Genomic DNA, 26,167 nt, shown 5'->3' with positions numbered 1-26,167 from the left:
CGGACGCCCTGCGCAGCAAAAATACCCCGCCGCGGCGGGGTATTTTTTTGTCCGCGCGGCGCCGTCGGACCGGGCGAGCGCCGCGGCGCTCAGTCGCGCGATGCGCGGCGCAGGATGCGCTGCAGGTACGCGTCGGTATCGGGCGGCGTGTTCGTGCGCTGGGCTTCCCAGATCGTCTCGCCGAGGCATTCCATGATCACGTGCTGCGCGTCGTGGGTCGAGTCGAGCTTGGCCGCGAGCTTGTCGTGCGCGGCGCGGATGCCGGGCGGCTGGTCGATCGACAGCTGTTCGCTGATCGCGAGGTGCATCGACAGGTGCAGGAACGGGTTCGTGCGGCCTTCCTCGGGCGTGTACTCGCGCGCGGCGGCGCCGTCGGCGTCGGCGAGCTCGTCGTGATATTCGGGGTGCTCGACGATCCAGTCGGCCGCGATCGCTTCCAGCGGCGTCAGGATCTCGCCCGCGCGCTGCTTGCGCCAGGTCTCGGTGAAAAAGCGACGCACTTCGTCGCGGCTTGGATTGAACATGGTGGGGAAACGTCGTGATTCGGACGGCGTGATGCCGCGTCGCGCATTGTACGCCGGGTCGGCGGACGGCGCTGACGGTGGGGCGGAGCCGGCGGTGCGGCGGCAGGAGGCGCAATGCAGCCGGCGTACGTGCGCCGCGCCGGCCGGTCGCCCCGCTCCGCTGCCGGCGTCGGGGAACGGGTAAGCGCGGGCTAGGCTCGCCGCCGCCGCGCCGTTACACTCCGACGATTTCCGTCGCCACGCCTTTCGCACCCGTTCCGTCATGACCGCCACTTCCCGCCCGTCGTCCGCCGCCCTGCAGGGCACGCTCTACGTCGCGCTGTCCGCCGCCGCGTTCGGCGCGATGGCGATTTTCGGCCGCTATGCGTATGCGGGCGGCGTCGACGTGCTCGGATTGCTGATCGTGCGCTTCGCGATCGGCGGCGCGGTGCTCGCCGCGATTGCCCGGCATCGCCGGGTCGCATGGCCGCGCGCTCGCGCGCTTGCGCCGCTGGTGGCGATGGGTGCGCTCGGCTACGTCGGGCAGTCGTTCTGCTATTTCAGCGCGCTGCAGCACGCGCAGGCGAGCCTCGTCGCGCTGCTGCTGTACCTGTACCCGGCCTTCGTCACGCTGCTGGCCGCATGGTGGCTCGGCGAGCGCCTCACGCGCGCGAAGGCCGTCGCGCTCGTGCTGTGCGTCGCCGGGTCGGCGCTGATGGTCGGCGGCGGCCACGGCGAGCCGCTCGGGATCGCGCTCGCGCTGGCCGCTGCGGTGATCTATTCGCTGTACATCGTCGGGGGCGCGAAGGCGACGCGGGGCGTCGATCCGCTCGCGACCACCGCGATCATCTGTCTGTCGGCGACCGCGACGCTCGTGGCGATCGCCCTGGTGCGGACCGCGATGTTCGGCGCGCCGCCGCGCTGGCCCGCGACGGCCGGCGGCTGGGCGTCGATGCTCGCGATCGCGCTCGTGTCGACGGTGGCCGCGATGCTCGCGTTCTTTGCCGGGCTCGAGCGGCTCGGGGCCGCGCGCACGTCGATGTTGTCGACGCTCGAACCGGTCGTGACGGTCGCGCTCGCGGCGCTGCTGTTCGGCGAAGCGCTGTCGCCGCTGCAGTGGGCGGGCGGCGTGGCGATTCTGGTGGCCGTGCTGGCGCTGGTGCGCGCGGGCGGCGCGGCCGCCGACGACGCGACGGCGACGTCGAACGCGTAGCCCGGAACGGGAAAGCGGGGGCGTGGCGCGGCGGACTCCGCGTCGCGTTGTGGCAGCCGCGACTGACGGGCCGAATGGCAGCCGACGGCGCGTGCATCGCGCGTCCGAACAACGGGTACGGGGCCGTCCCCGCGGCAGGTCGGCCGCGGCTGCGCGTCACTCGTTCGGCGGCGGTGTCTTCGGCCTGAATTCGCACAGCGGCTCGATTGCGCAATGCCAGCATTCGGGCTTGCGGGCCTTGCACACGTAGCGCCCGTGCAGGATCAGCCAGTGGTGCGCGTCCTGCAGGAATTCCTTCGGCGTGAACTTCTCGAGCGCGGCCTCGACGGCCCGCACGTCCTTGCCCGGTGCGAGCCCCGTGCGGTTCGCGACGCGGAAGATATGCGTGTCGACCGCGATCGTCGGCTGGCCGAACGCGGTGTTCAGCACGACGTTCGCGGTCTTGCGGCCGACGCCCGGCAGCCCTTCGAGCGCTTCGCGATCGGCCGGCACCTCGCCGTCGTAGCGGTCGAGCAGGATCCGGCTCGTCGCGACCACGTTCTTCGCCTTGGTCCGGTACAGCCCGATCGTCTTGATGTACTCGGTGACGCCTTCCTCGCCGAGTGCGATGATTTGTCGCGGGGTATTCGCGACCGGAAACATCTTCCGCATCGCCTTGTTGACCGACACGTCGGTCGCCTGGGCAGACAGCATCACCGCGATCAGCAGCTCGAACGGCGTCGAGTATTCGAGTTCGGTGGTCGGATGCGGATTGAGGCTCTGCAGCGTTTCGTAGATCGCGCGTCGTTTGCTGGCGTTCATGGAGCGTTCTGGTCGGGCGGGGCGGACGGGCCGCCCGGGCCGTCGTTGCCTGCGTCGTTCTCTTCGTCGGTGCGAGCCGCGTCCGCCGCGTCGGCGTCGCGCTGCGCCTGCTGTTCGGCGAGCCGTTTGCGGCGCGCTTCCGCCGCATCGATCTGTGCCTGGACGGCTGCGCTCACGCCTTCGGTGTTCTTCGGCCCGGCGCCTTGCCCGGACAGTTCTTCCTTCTTCTTGCGCGCCCGTTCGAGCGCGGCGGCGATGATCGCGCGCTTCTTCGCTTCGGCGTCGTCCGCGGCCGGCGCGCCGGACGGTGCTTCCGCTTGCGCGGCAGCCGGCTTCGCGGCGCTGGCCGCGCGACGTGCCGCGGCGCGCGCCTCGGCGGCCTCGCGTTCGCGGCGCTGGCGCGCGAGCCGCAGGTCATGATGCTCGCGCGCGGCATCGGCCTGCACCTGCGACCATGCGTCCCAGCCGGTGCGATCGCCGGTCACCGGCAGCATCGCGATGCAGTCGACCGGGCAGGGCGGCACGCACAGGTCGCAGCCGGTGCACTGCGACGCGATGATCGTGTGCATCTGCTTCGGTGCGCCGACGATCGCATCGACCGGGCACGCCTGGATGCACAGCGTGCAGCCGATGCACAGGTTTTCGTCGATGAAGGCGACCGCGCGCGGATGCTCGCTGCCGTTCACGGGGTTCAGCGGGATCACCGGTTTGCCGAGCAGGCTCGCGAGGCGCGCGATGCCTTCGGCGCCCCCGGGCGGGCACTGGTTGTAGTTCGCGTCGCCGGAGGCGATCGCCTCGGCGTACGGACGGCAGCCGTTATAGCCGCACTTCGTGCATTGCGTCTGGGGAAGCAGATCTTCGATGCGATCTGCGAGTGTTCTGGAATCGGTCACGGTGACTACGGGCGCTGCGGCGCCGAATGGCTCTCGGCCGCGTCGGGCGCGGCCGGAAAGGTTTGCCAAAGCTCGATTATCGCCGATTTCCCGCATTGCGCTGGACGCCGTCTGTGCGCATAATCGAACCGCTTTTTTGCAGGGGCTCAGCAGGAGGGCGGCCGTCCGCGGCGCGCCCGTTCCAGGGCGGCCGGCGCCAAGGCGGTGGGGGTGTCGGTCCGGATCACGCGGCTCACATAGCAAAACGCCACCATGAATCAGCCAAAAATCAAAAGAGATCCTGAAGGTACTCGCCGTCGAATCCTGATGGCGGCGGCCGAAGAGTTCGCGAGTGGAGGGCTGTTCGGCGCACGCGTCGACCAGATCGCGCGCCGGGCCGAAACCAACGAGCGCATGCTCTATTACTACTTCGGCAGCAAGGAGCAGCTGTTCACCGCCGTGCTCGAACACGCGTTCTCCGCGCTGACGGAGGCCGAGCGCGTGCTCGATCTCGACGGCGTCGCGCCGGTCGAAGCCGTCACGCGGCTCGCGCATTTCGTTTGGGACTACTACCGCGACCATCCGGAGCTGCTCAGGCTCATCAACAACGAGAACCTGCACGAAGCGCGCTACCTGCACAAGTCGACGCGGATCCGCGAGATGATGTCGCCGATCGTCGCGAAGCTCGGCAACGTGCTGACGCGCGGCCAGAAGGCCGGGCTGTTCCGTGCCGACGTCGATCCGCTGCGCTTCTACGTGACGCTGTCGGGGCTCGGCTACTACATCGTGTCGAACCGCTTCACGCTCGCCGCGACGCTCGGCCGCGATTTCACCGATACCGACGAGCGCGCCGAGATGGTCCGGATGAACACCGAGGTGCTGCTCGCGTATTTGCTGCGGCGCTGACGCGCGGGCCGCGCTGAAGCGGTCGCCGGATGCAAAAACGCCGCCGTGCGCAGGCAACGGCGGCGTTTTTGCGTCGGAGCGCGACGCGCGTCAGGCGGCCTTGCGCGTGCGCAAGGCTTTTGCGCGCGGGCCGGCGGCGGCCCGCTTGGCGGCCGGTGCGGGCTTGGCGGGCGCCGCTGCGGCGGCCTTGGCAGGCGCCTTCGCGCGGGTGCGCTTCGCCGCGGCGACGCGCGTCGTTTCGGCCTGCGGGCTGGCGCTCGGCACGGCAGCGATCGTCGTTGCCGCCGGTGCGTCCGGGACGTCCTTCGTCGCGCCGTGCTTCTGCTCGGGCGCATGCTCGCGGATGAAGTCGCGCAGCTGCGGATAGATGATCGTGCGCCAGCGGCGGCCCGAGAAAATCCCGTAGTGACCGCATTTTTCGGCGGTCAGGCTGCGGCGATCGTCTTGCGGGATGCCCGTGCACAGCTCGTGCGCGACGTGCGTCTGGCCGCTGCCCGAGATGTCGTCGAGTTCGCCCTCGATCGTCATCAGCGCGGTGTGCTTGATGTCCTGCGGCCGCACGCGCTCGCCTTCGACATCCCACGTGCCTTCCGCGAGCCGGAATTCCTGGAACACGACGCGGATCGTCTCGAGGTAATACTCGGCGGCCATGTCGAGCACCGCGTTGTATTCGTCGTAGAAGCGGCGGTGCGCTTCGGCATCGTCCTCGTCGCCGCGCAGCAGGCTCTGGTAGAAATCCCAGTGCGATTGCGCGTGCCGCTCCGGGTTCATCGCGACGAAGCCCGTGTGCTGCAGGAAGCCCGGATACACCTGGCGGCCTTCGCCCGGATAGTTCGCGGGCACCGTGTGAATCACGTTGTTCTCGAACCACGCGGTCGAGTGCTGGGTGGCGAGCGAATTCACCGACGTCGGGCTGCGACGCGCATCGATCGGGCCGCCCATCATCGTCATCGTGAGCGGCGTGTCCTCGCCGCGGCTCGCCATCAGCGAAATCGCCGCGAGCACCGGCACCGTCGGCTGGCACACCGAGATCACGTGCAGGTTGCGCGCGCCGATGTGACGGATGAACTCCTGGATATACGCGATGTAGTCGTGCAGGTGGAACGGGCCGGTTTCGACCGGCACCATCCGCGCGTCGATCCAGTCGGTGATGTAGACCTTGTGATCCTGCAGCAGCGTGCGCACGGTGTCGCGCAGCAGCGTCGAGTGGTGGCCCGACAGCGGGGCGCAGACCAGCACGACCGGCTCGTCCTTCAACTGCGTGACGGCGTCGGCGTCGTCCGAATAGCGCTTGAAGCGCAACAGCCGGCAGAACGGCTTCTCGATGATCGTCTGCTCGACGATCGGGATGTTGTGGCCGTCCTTGACGATCTGGTGAATGTTGAACTCGGGCTTCTCGTAATCCTTGCCGAGCCGGTACATCAGTTCGTAGGCGGCGGCCATCCGCGGCGCACCCGGCATCAACGAGAACGGGCTGGACGGATTGGCGAACGATTTGGACGCGGCCTGGGCCCAGGCCGTCAGCGGGCTCAACATGGCGCGCTGGAATTCGTGCAGTTGGTAAAGCATGCAGACTACTCCCGCGTGGGGGACGGTGCGCAAGGGCGGCGTGGGGCGTCGCGGCGTGCCGTGTGGGTCAGCGACCGGCCATGATGCACTGCAGCCGGACAATCGCGTCGATCATATCGGACAACGATCGGTGGTGCAATGCAACATTTCCCCGATTTTTCATCAAAGTTTTGCGATTTGACGATCTCTGACCATACCGCTCGCGCCCCGCTCAGCGGCCTGTCGCGACGGCCGGCGCGGGCTGGCCGGCTGCGCGCGCCATCGCGTCTTCGTGGTGCATCAGGTTCATCGCGGTATGCACCAGCGCCACGTGGGAGAACGCCTGCGGGAAGTTGCCGACGAGCCGCCCGGCTACCGGGTCGTACTCTTCCGCGAGCAATCCGAGGTCGTTCGACAGTGCTAGCAGCCGGCTGAACAGGCGGTGCGCGTCGTCGATCCGGCCCAGCAGCGCGTAGTTGTCGACCAGCCAGAAGCTGCACGCGAGAAACGTGCCTTCGCCGGGCGGCAGGCCGTCGTCGTACTCGGTCGTGCGGTAGCGCATCACGAGCCCGTCGTGCAGCAATTCCCGCTCGATCGCGTCGACCGTGCCGACGATGCGCGGGTCTTCCGGCGGCAGGAAGCCGAGCAGCGGCATCAGCAGCACGCTCGCGTCGAGCTCGTCGCTGCCGTAGCTCTGCGCGAACGCCTGCTTGCCTTCGTGCCACGCGTTGCTGCAGACGTCGGCGTGGATCCGGTCGCGCAGCGCGCGCCAGCGGTCGAGCGAGCCGGGCAGCCGGAACATTTCCGCCGACTTGATCGCGCGGTCGAACGCGACCCACGCCATCACCTTCGAGAACGTGAAATGGCGGCGGCCGCCGCGCGTTTCCCAGATGCCTTCGTCGGGTTCCTGCCAGATCTTCTCGAGATGGTCGAGCAGCGCGCACTGCACCGACCAGACCGTGTCGTCCGCCTGCAGGCCGCCCACGCGCGCGAGGTGCAGCGCGGCCATCACCTCGCCGAACACGTCGAGCTGAAGCTGGTTCGCGGCGCCGTTGCCGACCCGCACCGGCTTCGAATCCTGGTAGCCGGGCAGCCAGTCGAGCTCCATTTCCGGCAGCCGGCGTTCGCCGGCGATCCCGTACATGATCTGGATCTGTTCGGGCGAGCCTGCCATCACGCGGCCGAGCCACGTGCGCCACGCGCGCGCCTCGTCGTAATAGCCGCCGCGCATCAGCGCGAGCAGCGTGATCGTCGCGTCGCGCAGCCAGCAGTAGCGGTAGTCCCAGTTGCGGTTCCCGCCGATCTTCTCGGGCAGCGACGTGGTCGGCGCCGCGACGATGCCGCCGGTCGGCTCGTAAGCGAGCGCCTTCAGCGTGATCAGCGAACGGCGCACCGCGGCCGCGTAGCGGCCCTGCACCTGACAGCGGCCCGACCATTCGAGCCAGTAGTTCTCGGTGCGCGCGAGCATCGACAGCGGATCGCGCGCGGGCGGCAGCCGCAGGTGCGACGCCGCATAGCCGAGCGAGAACGGCACGCGCTCGTCGGCGCTCACCGTGAATTCCGCGAGCGTATGGAGGTTCTTGCCGGTGAGCGGCACCGGTGTGCGCAGCACGACGGTGTCGGGGCCCGCAATCGCCTTCATGCCGTCCTCGCGGCTCAGCTGCGTGACCCACGGGATCGAGAAGCCGTAGTCGAAGCGCAACACGAGCTCCATGCGCATCTTCATCGTGCCGTGGCGGCCGACGACGATCCGGACCAGTTCGGACCAGCCATTGCCGGGCGGCATGAAGTCGATCACGGTGACGGCGCCGTCGGCGCTTTCGTAGTCGGTTTCGAGAATCAGCGTGTCGCCGCGATAGCGGCGGGTCGTGTGCGTGATCGCGGCGTCGGCGGCCGGTGCGAGCAGCCAGCGGCCGTGCTCGGGGGTGCCGAGAAGCGCCGCGAAGCAGGCGCCCGAATCGAAGCGGGGCCAGCACAGCCAGTCGACGGAGCCGTCTTTTGCAATCAGCGCGGCAGTGTGGCCGTCGCCGACGAGGGCGTAGTCTTCGATCAGGGCAGGCATGGGCAGGCGATCCTTGGGTATTCGAGTTCACAATGCGGACGGCGGTGTCCAGGCTTCACGCGCTGGCGTCGCGCCCCGTATACTCGGCCGGGCGGCGGAGCGCATGAACAGCCGGCGTTTCGTCCTATCTCAACACTTGAAGCGACTCGACGCAAGGAGGATTCAATGCCCAACCGTTTACGCGAGCGTGACGCACGCGCTTCGACACGAGGGTTCCCGCTTAGGCTCGCTCACTGGATGAAAGGTTTCGCGATCGTGCTTTCGTTGTCCGCGACCCATGCATTTGCGCAGCAATCGTCCGCGCCGGCCGACGGCGTCTACAACCTGCTCGTCGGCACCTATACGGGCGGAGGCAGCGACGGCATCTATGTTTACCGCTTCGATACTAAAACCGGCAGCGTCGCATCGGTGTCGTCGGCGAAGACGGTCAATCCGTCCTACCTGTTGCCGAGCCGCGACGGTCGCACCGTCTACGCGGTCAACGAACTGCCCGGCGACGACGGGCCGGCGACGCAGCGCGGCGGCATCAGCGCGTTTAGCTTCGACGCGAAGACGGGCGCGCTGAGCTTCATCGACCGCGTGTCGTCGGAAGGGAACGATCCTTGCTATCTCGCGCTGTCGCCGGACGGCAAGTACCTCGTGACGGCCAACTACTCGGTCGCGAAGGATCCGGGCGGCAGTTTCGCGGTGTTTCCGCTGCGCGAGGACGGCGCGGTCGGCCAGGCCGTGCTGAGCGTGCACCACGAAGGCACGGGGCCCGTGAAGGGCCGCCAGGACGGCGCGCACGTGCATTCGACGGTGTTTTCGCCGGACGGCCATTACCTGTTCGTGCAGGATCTCGGCGCGGACAAGATCTACGGCTACCGCTACACGGTGGACGGCAGCCGCGGGCTGATCGGCCCGACCGACACGCGCTACACGCCGGTGAAGGCCGGCTCGGGCCCGCGCCACCTGGTGTTCAGCGCCGACGGCCGGTACGCGTACGTGACGAGCGAGCTCAACGCGTCGGTCGAGGTGTTCGGCTACCACGACGGCAAGCTGACGCCGATCGAGACGCTGCCGATGAGCGCGCCGGGCTTCAAGGGCAAGGTCGGCGGCGGCGCGATCCATTTGTCGCCGGACGGCCGCTTCCTGTACGTGAGCAACCGCGGTGACGCGAACGACCTCGTGATCTATGCGGTGAACCAGGCCGACGGCCGGTTGAAGCAGGTCGGCCGCCAGTCGAGCCTGGGCAAGACGCCGCGCGAGTTCCTGATCGACCCGACGGGCAAATGGCTGATCGTCGGCAACCAGGACAGCGATACGTTCTACGTGTTCAGCCGCAATGTCGAAACCGGGCAGCTCGGCCCGAATCCGCAGAAGGTGGCGGTCGGCAAGCCGGTCGATTTCAAGCTGGTGCCGGTGCAGTAAACGAAAAAGGGTGCTGCCGATGCAGCACCCCGTTGTTTTACGCGGCGGCCGGTTTCCCGGTGCGCCCGTGCCGGTTGACGGCGGCCGCCCGGGCCGCCGCACTCAGTCGGCCGCGGCCGGCACGAGCACCTCGCGGCTGCCGTTGATGCCCATCGACGACACGAGCCCGGCCGCTTCCATCTGCTCGACGAGGCGCGCGGCGCGGTTGTAGCCGATGCGCAACTGCCGCTGCACCGACGAGATCGATGCGCGCCGCGTGCGCACGACGAACGCGACCGCTTCGTCGTACAGCGGATCGGCCTCCGCGTCCGGCGCATCGCCGAACAGGTCCTGCGTCGCGCCGTCGGCGGCCGGGCCGTCGAGAATCCCTTCCTCGTACTGCGGCTCGCCGAACTGCTTCAGGTACTCGACGATCCGGTGCACTTCCTCGTCGGCGACGAACGCGCCGTGCACGCGCTGCGGATAACCGGTGCCCGGCGGCAGGAACAGCATGTCGCCCATCCCGAGCAGCGATTCGGCGCCCATTTGATCGAGAATCGTGCGCGAGTCGATCTTCGACGACACCTGGAACGCGACGCGCGTCGGGATGTTCGCCTTGATCAGACCGGTGATCACGTCGACGGACGGACGCTGCGTCGCGAGGATCAGGTGGATGCCGGCCGCGCGCGCCTTCTGCGCGAGGCGCGCGATCAGCTCTTCGATCTTCTTGCCGGCGACCATCATCAGGTCGGCCAGCTCGTCGATCACGACGACGATCAGCGGCAGCGTCGACAGCGGTTCGGGGTCCTCTGGCGTCAGCGAGAACGGGTTGCCGATCTTCTTTTCCTTCGCCTGCGCATCGCGGATCTTCTGGTTGAAGCCCGCGAGATTGCGCACGCCGACGGCCGACATCAGCCGGTAGCGCTTCTCCATTTCTCCGACGCACCAGTTCAGTGCGTTCGCCGCGAGCTTCATGTCGGTGACGACCGGCGCGAGCAGGTGCGGGATGCCTTCGTAGACCGACAGCTCCAGCATCTTCGGGTCGATCATGATGAGCCGCACGTCCTCGGGCGTCGCCTTGTACAGCAGCGACAGGATCATCGCGTTGATCGCGACCGACTTGCCCGAGCCGGTGGTGCCCGCGACGAGCATGTGCGGCGCCTTCGCGAGATCGGTGACGACCGGATGGCCGGTGATGTCCTTGCCCATCGCGATCGTCAGCTGGGAGGCCGAGTGCTGGTACTGGCGCGACTCGATGATTTCCGACAGGCGGATCATCTGGCGCTTCGCGTTCGGCAGTTCGAGGCCCATGCAGGTCTTGCCGGGAATCGTCTCGACGACGCGGATCGACGTGAGGCCGAGGCCGCGCGACAGGTCCTTCATCAGCCCGACGATCTGGCTGCCGCGCACGCCGAGCGCGGGCTCGATCTCGAAGCGCGTGATGACCGGGCCGGCCGATGCGCCGACCACCGTCACCGGCACCTTGAATTCCTGCAGCCGCTGTTCGATTACCTGCGCGGTCTGCGCGAGGTGTTCGTCGGTGATCATTTCGATGTCGTCGGACGCGGGCTCGAGCAGGTCGAGCGTCGGCAGTTCGACGTTGAACGACGCGGGCGCGTGGAATTCGAACGCGTTCGGACGCGGCTGGATCGCGGGCGTGGCGGGGGCCGCAGCGGCGGTTGCGTCCGGGATGGACGTCGCGGTGGCCGGTGCTGCGTCCGGCAGCGCAACCGGGGTCGTCGGTGCGGACGTGACCGCGGTCGAGGCCGACAGGTTCGCGCCGGGGATCGATGCCGCTGGTTGCAGCGGGGCGACGGTCGACGGAGCTGCCGATGCCGTGGAGAAGTTCGGTACGAACCCGCTTGCCGGCGACGCGGCCGTGGCGGCCGAGGACGCGAACGTCGTGGCCGCGAGTGCCGCAGGGGCGGATGCGATCGACGGGGGCTGTGTCGCTGCGGTTGCGCCGAAGGATGTCAGCGAGCCGGCTGGAGTGACGGGCGACGCTGCGACCGGTTGTGCCGGAGTCGCCGCGGCCGTGGTTGTGGCGGTCGGTGCGATTGCGCCGGAGTACGTTGCCGTCGAGTCGGACGCGGCCGGCTGCGATGCAGCGGCGTCGGTGGCGCCGAATGTGCGAAACGTGCCGAATGCGGTACCTGTCGATGAGGTTGCCGGATTGACTTGAAGCATCGAGGCGGGCGCGGAAGACGGTGCGGTGATCGCGCCCGGTACGACATGCACGGGCGTCGCCGCGGCGGTTGCCGACGCGGTCGAAGCGGAGGGCGAAGCCGATGTGCCGGCCGTCGACGGCGTCACGGCGAGTGTAACGGACGGGGCGGACGGGGCCGACGTCGAGGTGCGGGGGAGCGAGCCATAAGTCGTGCTCGCAACGTTCACCGGCGCGACAGATGCAGCGATCGGTGTCGAAGCCGCCGGTTGCGAAAGCGAAGCCGACGCACCGCCGGATACGCCGATGGGGGATGCCGGCGCGACGGATGCGACGGTCGATATCGATGCGTTCGGTCGCGAAAGCGAAGCGGATACAGCGCCGGTCACATCATCCGAAGAAGACGTAGCGGTGACAGGCGCCATGCTCGATGCGGATGCAGGTGCTTGCGCGGTCGAATCTTGGGCGGCGCCTGCAAGCGGCGAAGCACCGGCAGCCGAAGCCGTTTGCACGGCGGCGAACGGTTGAGCCGTGACCGGCGATTTCGGCAGTTCCGCTGCGACGGCGGTATTCGTCGTGGCAGGTTGCGCGGTCGATGGCGTCCACGTCGATCCCGCTGGCGCGGCGTCCTGAGCGATTGCCGGCCGTTCCACCGTATCCGGCGTGGCGGCGCCCGATGCCGAGCCCGACGAAGCCGCTACCGGGGCTGCCGCAAACGGCCTGGTTTCGGCATGCGTGCGCGATGTCCTGTCGGCGCCCGCCGAAGAGGGGAGGGCTGCGAACGGCACGGTGTTTCCTATCGGTTTCACGTCGGCGTGCGCTTCGGCGATGCCGTGCCGCTCACGGTCCAATATCGCGCGATCGATTGCGGGAGCCGGTTGCGCGTTGGACTGGTCGTCGTTATCGAGCGATGCAGGCGGGCGACTCACGACGCTGTCGTGAATCGCGTCGGGTTGCGCAGCGGCTGCATTGGCCGGTTCCGGTCCCGTCACGTCGATCGATGACCCGGCGACGGGGTTCCACGCGGATGCGTCGAATGCGGAAACCGGCTGGCTGGCGAGGTCGTCCCACGGCGCGAGGTCGACGGGCGCGTCGAACGACGGTGCGGACGTGAGATCCGATGCCGGCGCGGCAGCGGCATCGTCGATGTGCCGCATCTCGTCGTCGGCGCGATGCGGGAAAGCGGCATCGTCGACGACGGTATTCGACAGCGCATGCGGCGTGACGTCGTCGGACGCCACGGTGCCCGCATCGCCAACCGGTGCCGGGGCAACGGACGCTGCCGGCATGAACGTGTCGAGCACGATCGGTGCATTGTCGCCAACCGCCGGCGCTGCATCTTGCGCGGGCGGAACACGCGCGTCATGCGCCGCGAGGCCGTGGGTCGCGGACGCGATCCCGGTCGACACGGCCGCCGATACCGGCGCGGCACTGCCGGCTGCCGCCGCGGCCACACCGGCCGCGGTTGCGGCAGCGGCCGTTGCGTGTGCTGCGTCGGCCGACTGCGCACCGCCCAGCGTCGCCCATTGCGCGGTGCTGGCTTCGATCGAGCGCAGTGTGTCGTGCACGCTCGGCGCTGGCGTGATCGGTGCGGCGGGCTTTTCATTCCACGCATAGAGCGGCGCGCGCGCCGGCGTTTGCGGCGCCGGACGACGACGTGCGGCATCCGGCGGCAGGCTGGTCGAACCGGCACTCACGGCGGGGCGCACCGGCGCGCGTGGCGGCTGCGCGGCGGCCGGTCGCGGCGCGACGGTGGTGCGGGGCGGGGTCGGCTTCAACGCGGCGGTGGTCGGCCGCACGGCGGTCGGCCGCGGGCGGACGGGTTCGAATCCGGCGGGAAGCGGGGCCGGATCGGGGCGCGGGACTTGCGCGTTCGCTGCCGCGCGCGCGAGGCTGGCGGTGCTGCCGGTCGTCGGCGGTGGCATCGCGCTGGCCGGGGGGATCGGTGCGGGGGGCGTCGGCATGCGCTGGGGCGCGGTCGGCTTCAACCAGCCCGACGGCGCGACGGGTTCCACGTGGGGGCGCGGCGGCGTGCTGCTACGCGGCTTCGGCCGCGGCTGCGGGTCGGGTTTCCACAGGGTCGGACGCGAGTACCGGCCGTTCCGGCGCGGCGCCATCGAGTTGACGGTATGTGCGGTGGTCGGCTGGACGATGTCGTCGTCGCGATGCAGCGCGCTGCGCGGCAGGTCGGCGATGCCGCGCGCATCGTCGTCACCGCCGTCGCGCGACAGCTTGACGCCGAACGACGTGTCGACCCACGCGGCGAACTGCCGCCAGCCGATGCCGGTCAGCCAGGGCAGGCCGGCGAAGAACAGCACGACCATGGCGACCGGCGTGCCGATCGGGCCGAGCACGCGGGCGAAGCCTGCCGAGAACGCATGGCCGAGCGCGTTCGTGTCGGGGCCCGACAGCGGGCTCGTGAGCGTGCAACTCGCGACGAACACGGCGGCGAAGCCGAGCCACAGGCGGATCGAGCCGCGGCCGGCGAGCCCGCCGCCGCCGGGCAGCATCGCCTGCACGAGACGCCAGAAGAGAAGGAGGAACCAGACGGCGGAGATGCCGAACCAGCCGAAGACAACCGTGTGCATGCTTTGAAACAGGAGTGGGGAGGGGCGCGCGGGGCGCGACCCGCCGAGTTTAACCGGCCGGCGAACAAGACTCTAACGCGGCGTGCATCCGATTCACGCCGCGCGACGCGTGTGCGCGGTACACGCGCGTGGCGCGCTGCGCGAAGGCGGTCGGTCGGCCTTCGCGCGCGCGTTGCATCAGGGGCTCCGGTGCGTGAAGGTCAGCGTCGCGCCGGAAGCGGTCACGATCTGCAACTGCTTCGGCTCGCGCATCTGCACGCCGGTCTTGTCGATGTGGGCGAGTGCGTCGAGGTAAGCGGCTTCGAGCTGGCCGCCGAGCGTATTCGGGCAGGCCATCCGCGTGCCGGCGAGCGGCCCGAAGCTCAGCAGGCCGTTCTTGATCGCGTAGGTGCCCATGTAGCGGTTGCAGCCCGAGAACCCGCTGGCGCGCCGGACGCCCGAATCGGTCGACAGCGCGAGCTTGATCGGCTCGCCGTTGTCGCCGTGCGGGATTGCGCGCTGCGTGCCGTCGGCGTTCAGCCAGCTGGTGAGTTCCCAGCTCGTGTCGTCGAGCAGCTGGACGGCGGCCGGGTTGTACGGGTCGGGCGCGGGGGCGGCGGAATCGGGGTGGGTCGGCATCGCGCAGGCGGCGAGAAGCGTGGCAAGCGTCAGCGCGCTGAGCGGCGCGCGCAACGGGCGAAGCAGGCCGGTGCGTGCGCGTGCGGCCGCGAACAGGTGGGACATGAGCCTCGTTCCTCATCGGATTCTGATCAAGGCGTAAGAGTAACGCACCCGCCCCGCGGCAGGCGAGCCGACACTTCGCGCGTGAAAACGTTCGCAGGCCGCTCGCGGGCGGCCCGCGGCCGCGCGCCGGCGCGGGCAAACGCGTCAAACCGGGGTCGTCGCGCGTGTTAACATCGAAGCCGTTTTCGTCCTCCACCAGAAGCGGGTAATCACATGCAGATCGGTCAGCGGCTCGGTACGCCGCTCTCACCTTCGGCCACGCGCGTCATGCTGCTCGGCGCCGGCGAACTCGGCAAGGAAGTCATCATTGCGTTGCAGCGGCTCGGCGTCGAAGTCGTCGCGGTCGACCGCTATCCGGACGCACCGGGCCATCAGGTCGCGCACCGCGCGCACGTGATCGACATGACGGACGCCGCCGCGCTGCGCGCGCTCGTCGAGGCCGAACGGCCGCACCTGATCGTGCCCGAGATCGAGGCGATCGCGACCGACGCGCTCGCGGCGATCGAGGCGGCCGGTCTTGCCGAGGTGATCCCGACCGCACGCGCGACGCAGCTCACGATGAACCGCGAAGGGATTCGCCGGCTGGCAGCCGAGGAGCTCGGCTTGCCGACGTCGCCGTATGCGTTCGCGGATTCGTTCGACGCGTTTAGCGCGGCCGTCGCGAAGATCGGCATGCCGTGCGTCGTGAAGCCCGTGATGTCGTCGTCGGGCAAGGGGCAGTCGGTCGTGAAGACCGAAGCCGACGTTAAGCCGGCGTGGGACTACGCGATGGCGGGCGGCCGTGTGAACCACGGCCGCGTGATCGTCGAAGGCTTCGTCGATTTCGACTACGAGATCACGCAGCTCACCGTGCGTGCGATCGATCCGGCGACGAATGCCACGCGCACCTATTTCTGCGAGCCGGTCGGCCACGTGCAGGTCGCGGGCGACTACGTCGAGTCGTGGCAGCCGCAGCCGATGAGTGCGGCGGCGCTCGAGAAGTCGCGCGAAATCGCGCACAAGGTTACCGAGGCGCTCGGCGGGCGCGGGCTGTTCGGCGTCGAGCTGTTCGTGCGCGGCGACGACGTGTGGTTTTCCGAGGTGAGCCCGCGGCCGCACGATACGGGGCTCGTCACGCTCGCGTCGCAGCGCCAGTCGGAATTCGAGCTGCACGCCCGCGCGATTCTCGGGCTGCCGGTCGATCCGGCGCTCGGTACGCCGGCCGCGTCGGCCGTGATCTACGGCGGGCTCGACGAGCGCGGGATCGCGTTCGAAGGCGTGCGCGACGCGCTCGCGGTGCCGGGCGCCGACCTGCGCCTGTTCGGCAAGCCGGAAAGTTTCGCGAAGCGGCGCATGGGCGTCGCACTGGCGACCGGCGCGACCGTCGACGAAGCCCGTGAACGCGCGCGGCGCGCCGCGGCGGCCGTCCGGCCCGTGTCGGCGCGCTGACCTCACCAGGATCTGGAGAAAACGATGGCGCCGATCTGGCTGCGTATCGGAAAGCTGGGCGCCGCGCTGGCGCTCGTCGCGAGTCTCGCGGGTTGCGGTCTCGCGGCCGCACCGTGCCGGGTGGCCTCGGCCGGGCTCAAGATCGTGCCGCTCGTCGGCCATGTCGCGGCCGCGCCGACGGACGCGTGTGCCGACGTCATCGATCCGTGAGCGCGACACCCGCGCGATTGCCAACAATAACGAATTGCGCGCCCCGCGAGGGCGCGTTTCCACCCGTCTCGTGAGAGGACCTGCATGATTCGCCAAACCCTTGCCGCGCTCGCGCTTGCCGGCACCGCCGTTTCCGTCGCGCATGCCGCGCAACTGACCGTCGAAGAGATCGACGCCGATTCGCGCCAGTTCACCGTCTACCAGTGCGCGAACCAGAAGCAGCCCGTGCGGGTGTCGTACTGGCTCGCGGGCAATGGCCAGAGCTTCGCGCTCGTGCCGGTCAACGGGAAGCAGATGCTGTTCGTCGATACGGTGTCGGCGTCGGGCGCGCGCTACCAGGCCGGCCGCTATACGTGGTGGACGAAGGGCAAGGAGGCGACGCTGCGCGACGAGATCGCCGACCAGAATTCGCCGCCGCTGCTGGGCGATTGCGTCCAGGTCGAGAAGAAAAAGAAGAAGGGCTGAGCGTCTGGCTCAGGCTGTCGCTCGGCTGCGAGTTCGCCGACACTGTCGTCCAGCTGTCGCAGAACGCGCGGGGGCGTGCCTGCCGGGGGCGGTGAACGGCTCCCGGCCCTGTCCGCGGGACGCGCGGGCGGCAGCAAGCGGGCAGTCCCGGGATCGAACCCCTGAAATTTCCCACCAGCCGATCGGCATAGTCCAACCGGGCCGTCCGCCGGTCGCGCGGGCCTGCCCGGACCCGCCGCGCGAACCGCCGTTGCGTCCGTTCGCGGCGTTGTCACGGACACATGGCCGCGCAGTGCTACAATACGGCCCTTTCCGCCGGCATTCGCGCCGAACGGAGTCCGCACGGCCTGGCGTCCAGCGTTCGCATTGAACCGGTCCCAAGCGCCAGAGCGGCGCCGCGCGGCGCGCCGCGGCTCCGTCTATTTCCGAATTGTGATGAGCGCAGGCCCGGCCGGCCTGACGCACGATGTCCCCGCCGCGCCTTTTGAGCGAAACGCCACCATGTCCGATTCTGTCGCCCAGCCCGTCGACGCAACCTTCGATCAATTCGGCCTTGCCGCCGATATCCTGAAAGCCATTGCGGAGCAGGGTTATACGACGCCGACGCCGATCCAGGCGCAGGCCATTCCGGTCGTGCTCGCCGGCCGCGACGTCATGGGCGCCGCGCAAACGGGCACCGGCAAGACCGCGAGCTTCTCGCTGCCGATCATCCAGCGCCTGCTGCCGCAGGCCAACACGAGCGCGTCACCGGCGCGCCACCCGGTGCGTGCGCTGATTCTCACGCCGACCCGCGAACTCGCCGACCAGGTCGCCGCGAATGTGCACGCGTATGCGAAGCACACGCCGCTGCGCAGCGCGGTCGTGTTCGGCGGCGTCGACATGAACCCGCAGATGGCCGAACTGCGCCGCGGCGTCGAGATCCTGATCGCGACGCCCGGCCGCCTGCTCGACCACGTGCAGCAGAAGACCGCGAATCTCGGCCAGGTCCAGATCCTCGTGCTCGACGAAGCCGACCGGATGCTCGACATGGGCTTCCTGCCCGATCTGCAGCGCATCCTGAACCTGCTGCCGAAGGAGCGTCAGACGCTGCTGTTCTCGGCCACTTTCTCCGGCGAAATCAAGAAGCTCGCGTCGACGTACCTGCGCAACCCGCAGACGATCGAAGTCGCACGCAGCAACTCGACGAACGCGAACGTCACGCAGATCGTCTACGACGTCGCCGAAGGCGACAAGCACGCAGCCGTCGTGCAGTTGCTGCGCGATCGCGGGCTCAAGCAGGTGATCGTGTTCTGCAACAGCAAGATCGGCGCAAGCCGGCTGGCGCGCAATCTCGAGCGCGACGGTGTGGTCGCGTCGGCGATTCACGGCGACAAGACGCAGCTCGAGCGGATGCAGGCGCTCGACGCGTTCAAGCGCGGCGAGATCGAGGCGCTGGTCGCGACCGACGTGGCCGCGCGCGGCCTCGACATCGCCGAGCTGCCGGCCGTGATCAACTTCGATCTGCCGTTCAGCGCGGAAGACTACGTGCACCGGATCGGCCGTACCGGCCGCGCGGGGGCGACGGGCGACGCGCTGTCGCTGTGCAGCCCGAACGAGCGCAAGCAGCTCGCCGATATCGAGAAGCTGATCAAGCGTCCGCTCGAAATGCAGACGCTCACGCTCGACAAGCCGGCGCGCGCCCGTCACGACGAGCGCGGCGGCGATCGCAACGGCGAGCGCGGTAGTGAACGAAGTGGCGAACGCGGCGGCCGCCGCGATCGCGACGAACATCGCGGTGCGTCGGGGCGCCGGTCGGGCGGCTCCGAGCGCGGTCATCACCGTCGCCACGAAGCGCCGGTCGACGATTTCTTCCTGAAGCCGTACGAGCCGTCGGCGCCGGCGAAGCAGCAGGACGACGCGCAGCCTGCGCAGCAGCCCGAGAAGAAGGGGCCGAAGCGTCAGGTCGCCGCGCTGCTCGGCGGGTTCGGGATGCCGCGCAAGCCGTCGGCATAAGCCCGGCGGACGTGACGGTGCGGCGCGCGAGCGCTGCAGGAAAAACGGGTGCATGCGACGAGCGTGCGCCCGTTTTTCATTGGGGGCGCGACGGGATGGGGAATAGGGTCGTGAGCGACGCAGGCGGCACTCGGCCGCTGCCCGCCCGCCGGCCGATCGCCGCACAATCCGCTCGCTGCGGGCGTTAGCCGGCCTGAGGGCCGAAACGCGCTGCCCACGCGGCCGTTGCGGCTGCGTAGAACGCATCGAGCGTCGTGGCGGCGGGTGCGCCGTCAGGCGCGAGGCCCAGATGTGCGGCAGCGGCGTGCAGCGCCGGCAGCGGATCGTCGCGTTCGAGCGCGGTCGCGCCCGTCTGCTTGCTGAGCTTTTCGCCGTTTTCGTCGACGACGACGGGCACATGCAGGTATTGCGGCGTCGGCACGCCGAGGCAGTGCTGCAGGTGGATCTGGCGCGCGGTGGAGTCGAGCAGGTCGGCGCCGCGCACGACATGCGTGACGCGTGTGTCGGCATCGTCGACGACGACCGCGAGCTGATATGCCCATTGCCCGTCCGCACGTTTGAGCACGAAATCGCCGACTTCGGTCGCGAGATTCTGCGATTGCGTGTGCTGCCAACGGTCGTCGAACGTGACGATCGCGTCGTCGCCGTCCGGCACGCGCAGCCGCCACGCGCGCGCGGGCTTGCCGTGCAGGCCGGTGCGGCAGGTGCCCGGGTACGCGAGCGTCGTGTGGCGCTCGTGCGCGGCGCGCAGCGAATCGGCGATTTCCTTGCGCGTGCAGCCGCACGGATAGACGAGCCCGGTCGCGACGAGCCGATCCAGCGCGCACGTATAGGCCGCATCGCGCGTGCTTTGCCAGACGGGCGGCTCGTCGGGCGTCATGCCGAAATGGGCGAGCGTCGCGAGGATGTCGTCGGCCGCGCCGGGTACCGTGCGCGGACCGTCGAGATCCTCGATGCGCACGAGCCATGTGCCGCCGTGCGCACGCGCATCGAGCCAGCTCGCGAGCGCGCCGACCAGCGAGCCGAAATGCAGCGGGCCGGTGGGCGACGGCGCGAAGCGGCCGCGGTAGGCGGTCATCGGGGCGCGGGGCAACGCGCGCTTACGCGGCGCTGGCTGCCGGTACGCAGGCCGGGCACGACTTGCCGGGCACGTAGCTCGGCGACTGTTGCGCTTCCGGCGTGACGACCGCGCGGCACGCGAAACACGTGACGTTTTCGGTGGGCTGGAGTTGCGGGTTCAGCGCGGTGCGGTAGTCGAACACGAAGCAGTCGCCGTGATAGTGCGCGCCGCCGACTTCCTCGAAATACTTCAGGATCCCGCCTTCGAGCTGGTACACGTTCTCGATGCCGATTTCCTTCATGTGGATCGCGGCTTTCTCGCAGCGGATGCCGCCCGTGCAGAACGACACGACCGTCTTGCCTTCGAGGTCGGCGCGGTTCGCGTCGATCACGTCCGGGAATTCGCTGAACTTGTCGATCCGGTAGTCGAGCGCGTCGTCGAACGTGCCGACGTCCACCTCGAACGCGTTGCGCGTGTCGAGCATCACGACCGGGCGGCCCGCGTCGTCGTGGCCGCGGTCGAGCCACGTCTTCAGCGTGCGTGCGTCGACGAACGGCGCGCGGCCGAGCTCCGGCTTGATCGCCGGCTTCTTCATCGTGATGATCTCGCGCTTCAGGCGCACGAGCATGCGGCGGAACGGCTGCGAGTCGGACAGGCTTTCCTTGAACTGCAGCGACGCGAACTTGCCTTCGAACAGCGGATCGTGGCGGATGTACGCGATGAACGCGTCGGCAGCGTCGCGCGTGCCCGCGACGAACAGGTTGATGCCTTCCGGCGCGAGCAGGATCGTGCCGCGCAGGCCGAGTTCGTTGCAGCGGGCGGTGACGAGCGGGCGCCATTGCTCGATCGCGTCGAGCGACACGAAGTGGTAGGCGGCGAGGTTGACGATGGTCATGATGGTCCGACGGGAAAACGACCGCACGGCGGCCCGCAAAAAAGGGTGCGAAGCCGGGGCGTTGATTCGAAAAACCGTATTATCCCGCAAACGGCGCCCAAGCCGGCACCCGGCCATTCGGCCGGTCGCGCGACGTGCGGTCGCGCCCATCGGCCGAATGGCCAGCGCGGGGATTTTTTGGGCAGCCTGCGCGGCGGGGCGGCTACAATAGCGCCCATGTCAGATCCTCGCTTCGTCCATCTTCGCGTTCACTCCGAATTCTCGATTGCCGACGGCATCGTGCGCATTGACGACATCGTCAAGGCAGCGGCCGCAGACGGTCAGGGTGCGCTCGCGCTCACCGATCTCGGCAACGCATTCGGCCTCGTCCGTTTCTACCAGGAAGCCCGCGGCAAGGGCGTCAAGCCGATCGCCGGCTGCGACGTCTGGATCGCCAATCCCGACGACCGCGACAAGCCGTCGCGGCTGCTGCTGCTTGTCAAGGACAAGGTCGGCTACCTGAATCTCTGCGAGCTGCTGTCGAAGGCGTGGCTCACGAACCAGTACCGCGGCCGTGCGGAACTCGATGCGAGCTGGCTCGAAGGCGAGCTTGCGCAGGGGCTGCTCGCGCTGTCGGGCGCACAACAGGGCGACATCGGGCTTGCGCTGGCCGCGGGCAACGAAGAAGCCGCGCGCCGGCACGCCGAGCGCTGGGCGAAGGTGTTCCCGGGCGGTTTCTACATCGAGCTGCAGCGTTATGGCCAGCCGGGCGCCGAGGCGTACATCCAGCAGGCCGCGACGCTCGCCGCGGCGCTGAAGCTGCCGGTCGTCGCGACGCATCCGACGCAGTTCATGACTGGCGACGATTTCACCGCGCACGAGGCGCGCGTGTGTATCTCGGAAGGCGACATCCTCGCGAACCCGCGGCGCCAGAAGCGCTTCACGACCGATCAGTATTTCCGCACGCAGGACGACATGGTCGCGCTGTTCGCCGACCTGCCGTCGGCGATCGCGAACACGGTCGAAATCGCGAAACGCTGCAACCTGAAGCTCGAGCTCGGCAAGCCGAAACTGCCGCTGTTCCCGACGCCGGACGGCATGTCGCTCGACGACTACCTGGTCCAGCTGTCGAAGGAAGGGCTCGAGACCCGGCTCGTGCAGCTGTATCCGGTCGAGGCGGAGCGCGACGCGCAGCGCGAAACGTACTACAAGCGCCTCGAATTCGAGTGCGGGACCATCACGAAGATGGGTTTCCCGGGCTACTTCCTGATCGTCGCGGACTTCATCAACTGGGCGAAGAACAACGGCGTGCCGGTCGGCCCGGGCCGCGGTTCGGGCGCCGGTTCGCTGGTCGCATACGCGCTCGGCATCACCGATCTGGATCCGCTGCGCTACAACCTGCTGTTCGAGCGCTTCCTGAACCCGGAACGCGTGTCGATGCCCGACTTCGACATCGACTTCTGCCAGCACGGCCGCGACCGCGTGATCCAGTACGTGAAGGAGAAGTACGGCGCGGACGCCGTGTCGCAGATCGCGACGTTCGGCACGATGGCCGCGAAGGCGGCCGTGCGCGACATCGGCCGCGTGCTCGACCTCGGCTACATGTTCACCGACGGCGTCGCGAAGCTGATCCCGTTCAAGCCGGGCAAGCACGTGACGATCGCCGACGCGATGAAGGAGGAGCCGCAGCTTCAGGAGCGCTACGACCACGAGGACGAAGTGCATCAGTTGCTCGACCTCGCGCAGCGCGTCGAGGGCCTCACGCGTAACGTCGGGATGCACGCGGGCGGCGTGCTGATCGCGCCGGGCAAGCTGACCGATTTCTGCCCGCTGTACACGCAGGGCGACGACGGCGGCGTGGTCAGCCAGTACGACAAGGACGACGTCGAAGCCGTCGGCCTCGTGAAGTTCGACTTTCTGGGTCTGACGACGCTGACGATCCTCGACTGGGCCGAGCGCTTCATCCGCCGCCTCGATCCGTCGAAGGCCGACTGGTCGCTCGCGCAGGTGCCGCTCGACGATCCCGCGTCGTTCCAGATTCTGAAGAAGGCCAACACGGTCGCGGTGTTCCAGCTGGAAAGCCGCGGGATGCAGGGCATGCTGAAGGATGCGCAGCCCGACCGCTTCGAGGACATCATCGCGCTCGTGTCGTTGTATCGTCCGGGCCCGATGGATCTGATTCCGAGCTTCTGCGCGCGGAAGCACGGCCGCGAGAAGGTCGAGTATCCGGATCCGCGCGTCGAACCCGTCCTGAAAGAGACCTACGGCATCATGGTCTATCAGGAGCAGGTGATGCAGATGGCGCAGATCATCGGCGGCTACTCGCTCGGCGGCGCGGACTTGCTGCGTCGCGCGATGGGCAAGAAGAAGCCCGAGGAGATGGTCAAGCACCGCGAGATCTTCGCCGAGGGTGCGGCGAAGAACGGCCTCACGCGCGAGAAGTCGGACGAGATCTTCGACCTGATGGAGAAGTTCGCGGGCTACGGCTTCAACAAGTCGCACGCGGCCGCCTATGCGCTGCTCGCGTATTACACCGCGTGGCTGAAGGCGCATCATCCGGCCGAATTCATGGCGGCCAACATGACGCTCGCGATGGACGACACCGACAAGGTGAAAATCCTGTTCGACGATTGCGTCATGAACAATCTCACCGTGCTGCCGCCGGACATCAACCAGTCGCATTACCGCTTCGAGCCGGTTGCCGAAGCCGACGGCAAGCGCTCGCGCACGATCCGCTACGGCCTCGGCGCGGTGAAGGGCAGCGGCCAGAATGCGATCGAGGAAATCCTGCGTGCGCGCGAGGAGAAGGCGTTCACCGACCTGTTCGACTTCTGTGAGCGGATCGACCGGCGCGTCGTCAACCGCCGCACGGTCGAGGCGCTGATCCGCGCCGGCGCATTCGATTCGCTGAATCCGAACCGCGCGCAGTTGATCGCGTCGGTGCCGCTGGCGATGGAAGCGGCCGACCAGGCCGAGGCGAACGCGATGCAGGCCGGCCTGTTCGACATGGGCGCCGAGTCGCCGCACGCGCATGCGCTCGTCGACGAGCCCGCGTGGGACGACAAGCGCCGCCTGCAGGAAGAAAAGGGCGCGCTCGGCTTCTACCTGTCCGGCCACCTGTTCGACGCGTATCGCGACGAAGTGCGCCGCTTCGTGCGGCAGAAGCTCGGCGACCTGAAGGAAGGGCGCGACAAGCTCGTGGCCGGCATCATCGCGTCGCTGCGTACGCAGATGACCCAGCGCGGCAAGATGCTGATCGCGCTGCTCGACGATGGCACGGGCCAGTGTGAAATCACGATCTTCAACGAGCAGTTCGAGGCCAACAAGGCGCTGTTCAAGGAAGACGAGTTGCTGATCGTGCAGGGGCAGGCACGCAACGATGCGTTCACGGGCGGCATCCGCTTCACAGCCGATACCGTGATGGATCTCGAACGCGCGCGCAGCCGCTATGCGCAGGCGGTGCGGCTGACGATGAACGGCAACGCCGACGCGGCCGTGTTGCGCCGCGTGCTCGAGTCGCACGTGTCGAAGGACGATCCGGCGGCTGCGAACATGGTCGAAGCACCCGCGCCGCGCGGCGGCGGGCGCGACGGCGGTCGCCGCCCGCAGGCGCCTCTGCCGAACGGGCTCGCGGTCCAGGTGCACTACAGCAACGCGCGGGCACAAGGTGAAATGCGTCTCGGCGACGCGTGGCGCGTGAAGCCGAGCGACGTGCTGCTCGCGGAGCTGCGCGCGGCGTTCGACGGCAGCGTCGTCGAAATCACGTACTGAGCGCGCCCGCACCGGACGGCTGTCGCGCCATGCGGCCCGTCGCATCGCCATCGTGCGGTGCGACGGGCCTTTTTTCATCTTCTCGCCAAGCGGGTCTTGGGCGGGTCATCGGGACGCTATACAATCCGGCGCTGGCCGCACGCACGCGGTGTCGATCGTCTTTTCCGGGCGGGCGGCGCCCGGATCGCGCACATGAACGGGGGCGTATCCGTGCGGCGAGCGGCGACATGCGACAGGGCCGGCCCGGAACCGGATAGCGGGGAATGGCCCGTCGCGACGATAAAAAACTGACAGTCACCACACGACCATGGCCAATGGGAACCCGACGCAGCGGATCCTCGTGATCCGGATTGATTTTCTGGGCGACATGCTTTGCACGACGGCGTTTCTCGGCGCGCTGAAGGCGCGCTGGCCCGACGCGGAGCTGCATGTGGTCGCGAACCGCTACAACGCGGCCGCGCTGGCCGGAAACCCCGACGTGGACGTGATCCACACCTACGTGTACAGCCGCCAATGCGAGCGCAACGACCGTCCCGGGCGGATGCGCGCATTTTTCGACCGGGCGCGGCTCGTGCGCCGCCTGCGTCGCCTGCGGTTCGACCTCGTGGTCGTGCCGAACGGCGGCATGCATCGCAGCAGCATACAGTTCGCGCGTCAGATCGGCGCGAAGGACTGCCGCTGGCACGATGCCGAGACCGAATTCGACGATCGCAAGCCCGAGCACGTCGCGCGGCGACCGATGTGCCACGAGGCGCTGTCAGGTTTCCGGCTCGTGCCCGAACTCGGCCGCGCCGATCTCGACCGCCTCGCGTTGTCGGTTCATCCGGACCGTTCGCTGCAGGACGCGTGGTATCGGCTGCTCGGCGCGCGCACGAAGCCGCGCGTCGGCTTGTTCGTGACGAACAAGGCGGCCGAGCGACGCTGGCCGATGGACCGCTGGCGCGACCTCGCCGAGCGGCTTGTGCCGCGCGCCGACGTCATCGTGTTCCGCGATCCGGCCATCGGCCATGCCCCCGAGGACGACGCGTGGCGCGACGTGAGCGCGCGTCATGTGGCGCCGTCGTCGGTCGCCGAGCTGGTCGCTGCCGCGAGCCTGCTCGATGCGATCGTCTCGGCCGACAGCGCCCCCGTGCATCTCGCGTCGGCGCTCGGCGTGCCGGTCGCCGCGCTGTTCGAGGACCGTCCCGAGAAATACCTGCGCTGGCATCCGATCGGTGTGCCGCACGTGATCCTGCGCGCCGGCGCGACCGTCGACGCGATCGGCGTCGATGCGGTCGAGCGGGCGGTGCGTCACCTGCTGCCGCAGGCCATCCGTCGCGACGAGCCGCTGACCGACGCGGCGCGTACGCGGCCGGCTGTCGCTGCGCCCGCGGTCATGACAGTCGCTTCCTAATTTCACGGGCGTCGCAGGCATTGCGTACCGCACCGGCTGGGCACCTGCACCTGCATCTGCACTGGTGGCGACCGGTGATCGGTAATTTGTGAGCGGCGCACGGCGCATCGTGCACGGGGGGAGAGGAAGGGGGGACGGCGACGGAAAACCGGAAACCGATGCCCCCGCGCCCAGGGCCACATCAGTCCACCCGCACGGCCGACTC

Annotated in this window: 18 protein-coding genes; 9 read left to right on the top strand and 9 right to left on the bottom strand. The window is 68.8% G+C overall.

All coding sequences use genetic code 11. The features are described from left to right. Window positions 1-89: 89 nt before the first annotated feature. Entirely contained in the window at window positions 90-524 is a 435-nt protein-coding gene (locus tag WJ16_RS12105; RefSeq protein WP_069257254.1) for a DUF1841 family protein, read from the bottom strand. 262 nt (window positions 525-786) lie between these two features. Between WJ16_RS12105 and WJ16_RS12100 the strand changes: the two genes are divergently transcribed. Further along, window positions 787-1,716 (top strand): DMT family transporter, encoded by a 930-nt coding sequence (locus WJ16_RS12100; protein WP_069257253.1) that lies wholly within the window; start codon window positions 787-789, stop codon window positions 1,714-1,716. Window positions 1,717-1,872: 156 nt separating this feature from the next. Here the strand turns inward: WJ16_RS12100 and nth are convergent, their stop codons facing one another. Together nth and rsxB are read right to left on the bottom strand one after the other, a co-directional pair. Then, a complete protein-coding gene (gene nth, locus WJ16_RS12095; protein WP_069257252.1) occupies window positions 1,873-2,517 on the bottom strand; it encodes an endonuclease III in 645 nt (214 codons plus the stop codon). Continuing rightward, the gene (gene rsxB, locus WJ16_RS12090) at window positions 2,514-3,506 is read right to left on the bottom strand and encodes an electron transport complex subunit RsxB (protein WP_069257251.1); all 993 of its coding nucleotides are present in this window, start codon (window positions 3,504-3,506) and stop codon (window positions 2,514-2,516) included. Before rsxB ends, nth begins: the two co-directional genes overlap by 4 nt. Before the next feature lie 156 nt (window positions 3,507-3,662). Here rsxB and WJ16_RS12085 point away from each other — a divergent pair, with 156 nt between their 5' ends. Then, complete coding sequence (locus WJ16_RS12085; RefSeq protein WP_069257250.1) at window positions 3,663-4,295, top strand: TetR/AcrR family transcriptional regulator; 633 nt, start codon at window positions 3,663-3,665, stop codon at window positions 4,293-4,295. Between the two features lie 90 nt (window positions 4,296-4,385). Here WJ16_RS12085 and WJ16_RS12080 read toward each other — a convergent pair whose 3' ends face one another. Together WJ16_RS12080 and WJ16_RS12075 are read right to left on the bottom strand one after the other, a co-directional pair. Beyond that, complete coding sequence (locus tag WJ16_RS12080) at window positions 4,386-5,864, bottom strand: polyhydroxyalkanoate depolymerase (protein WP_069257249.1); 1,479 nt, start codon at window positions 5,862-5,864, stop codon at window positions 4,386-4,388. Window positions 5,865-6,075: 211 nt separating this feature from the next. Beyond that, entirely contained in the window at window positions 6,076-7,905 is a 1,830-nt protein-coding gene (locus WJ16_RS12075) for a glycoside hydrolase family 15 protein (RefSeq protein ID WP_069257248.1), read from the bottom strand. A 165-nt stretch (window positions 7,906-8,070) separates the two neighbouring features. Here WJ16_RS12075 and WJ16_RS12070 point away from each other — a divergent pair, with 165 nt between their 5' ends. Further along, window positions 8,071-9,315 carry a lactonase family protein gene (locus tag WJ16_RS12070; protein ID WP_157126760.1) on the top strand — a complete coding sequence of 415 codons (1,245 nt, stop codon included), beginning with the start codon at window positions 8,071-8,073 and terminating at the stop codon, window positions 9,313-9,315. A gap of 102 nt (window positions 9,316-9,417) precedes the next feature. Here the strand turns inward: WJ16_RS12070 and WJ16_RS35530 are convergent, their stop codons facing one another. Continuing rightward, window positions 9,418-14,046, bottom strand: coding sequence for a DNA translocase FtsK (locus WJ16_RS35530; RefSeq protein ID WP_069257246.1), 4,629 nt, complete (start codon window positions 14,044-14,046; stop codon window positions 9,418-9,420). A gap of 177 nt (window positions 14,047-14,223) precedes the next feature. Continuing rightward, window positions 14,224-14,769, bottom strand: coding sequence for an META domain-containing protein (locus WJ16_RS12060; protein ID WP_069257245.1), 546 nt, complete (start codon window positions 14,767-14,769; stop codon window positions 14,224-14,226). Window positions 14,770-14,982: 213 nt separating this feature from the next. On the opposite strand from WJ16_RS12060, the gene purT reads away from it, so the two are divergent. The 4 genes from purT to WJ16_RS12040 all read left to right on the top strand — a co-directional run bounded on the left by purT (window position 14,983) and on the right by WJ16_RS12040 (window position 18,864). Then, a complete protein-coding gene (purT, locus tag WJ16_RS12055) occupies window positions 14,983-16,197 on the top strand; it encodes a formate-dependent phosphoribosylglycinamide formyltransferase (protein WP_069257244.1) in 1,215 nt (404 codons plus the stop codon). A 24-nt stretch (window positions 16,198-16,221) separates the two neighbouring features. Beyond that, on the top strand, window positions 16,222-16,407 hold the full coding sequence (locus WJ16_RS12050; RefSeq protein ID WP_069257243.1) for a DUF6726 family protein: 186 nt from the start codon (window positions 16,222-16,224) through the stop codon (window positions 16,405-16,407). Between the two features lie 84 nt (window positions 16,408-16,491). Next, window positions 16,492-16,872 carry an MliC family protein gene (locus WJ16_RS12045; RefSeq protein ID WP_069257242.1) on the top strand — a complete coding sequence of 127 codons (381 nt, stop codon included), beginning with the start codon at window positions 16,492-16,494 and terminating at the stop codon, window positions 16,870-16,872. A gap of 501 nt (window positions 16,873-17,373) precedes the next feature. Then, window positions 17,374-18,864 carry a DEAD/DEAH box helicase gene (locus WJ16_RS12040; protein WP_069257241.1) on the top strand — a complete coding sequence of 497 codons (1,491 nt, stop codon included), beginning with the start codon at window positions 17,374-17,376 and terminating at the stop codon, window positions 18,862-18,864. A gap of 184 nt (window positions 18,865-19,048) precedes the next feature. Here the strand turns inward: WJ16_RS12040 and gluQRS are convergent, their stop codons facing one another. Together gluQRS and WJ16_RS12030 are read right to left on the bottom strand one after the other, a co-directional pair. Next, window positions 19,049-19,942 (bottom strand): tRNA glutamyl-Q(34) synthetase GluQRS, encoded by an 894-nt coding sequence (gene gluQRS, locus WJ16_RS12035; protein WP_069257240.1) that lies wholly within the window; start codon window positions 19,940-19,942, stop codon window positions 19,049-19,051. Window positions 19,943-19,964: 22 nt separating this feature from the next. Then, window positions 19,965-20,819, bottom strand: a complete 855-nt coding sequence (locus WJ16_RS12030; RefSeq protein WP_069257239.1) for a sulfurtransferase — start codon at window positions 20,817-20,819, stop codon at window positions 19,965-19,967. Window positions 20,820-21,035: 216 nt separating this feature from the next. On the opposite strand from WJ16_RS12030, the gene dnaE reads away from it, so the two are divergent. Together dnaE and WJ16_RS12020 are read left to right on the top strand one after the other, a co-directional pair. After that, a complete protein-coding gene (gene dnaE, locus WJ16_RS12025) occupies window positions 21,036-24,569 on the top strand; it encodes a DNA polymerase III subunit alpha (RefSeq protein ID WP_069257238.1) in 3,534 nt (1,177 codons plus the stop codon). A gap of 307 nt (window positions 24,570-24,876) precedes the next feature. Beyond that, window positions 24,877-25,962 (top strand): glycosyltransferase family 9 protein, encoded by a 1,086-nt coding sequence (locus tag WJ16_RS12020; RefSeq protein WP_069257237.1) that lies wholly within the window; start codon window positions 24,877-24,879, stop codon window positions 25,960-25,962. The last annotated feature ends 205 nt before the right edge of the window (window positions 25,963-26,167 follow it).

The sequence above is a fragment of the Burkholderia metallica genome (assembly GCF_001718555.1).
GTDB lineage: Bacteria > Pseudomonadota > Gammaproteobacteria > Burkholderiales > Burkholderiaceae > Burkholderia > Burkholderia metallica.
The sequence above is the reverse complement of the archived record's forward strand: the minus strand, read 5'-3'. Positions and strand labels throughout refer to the sequence as shown.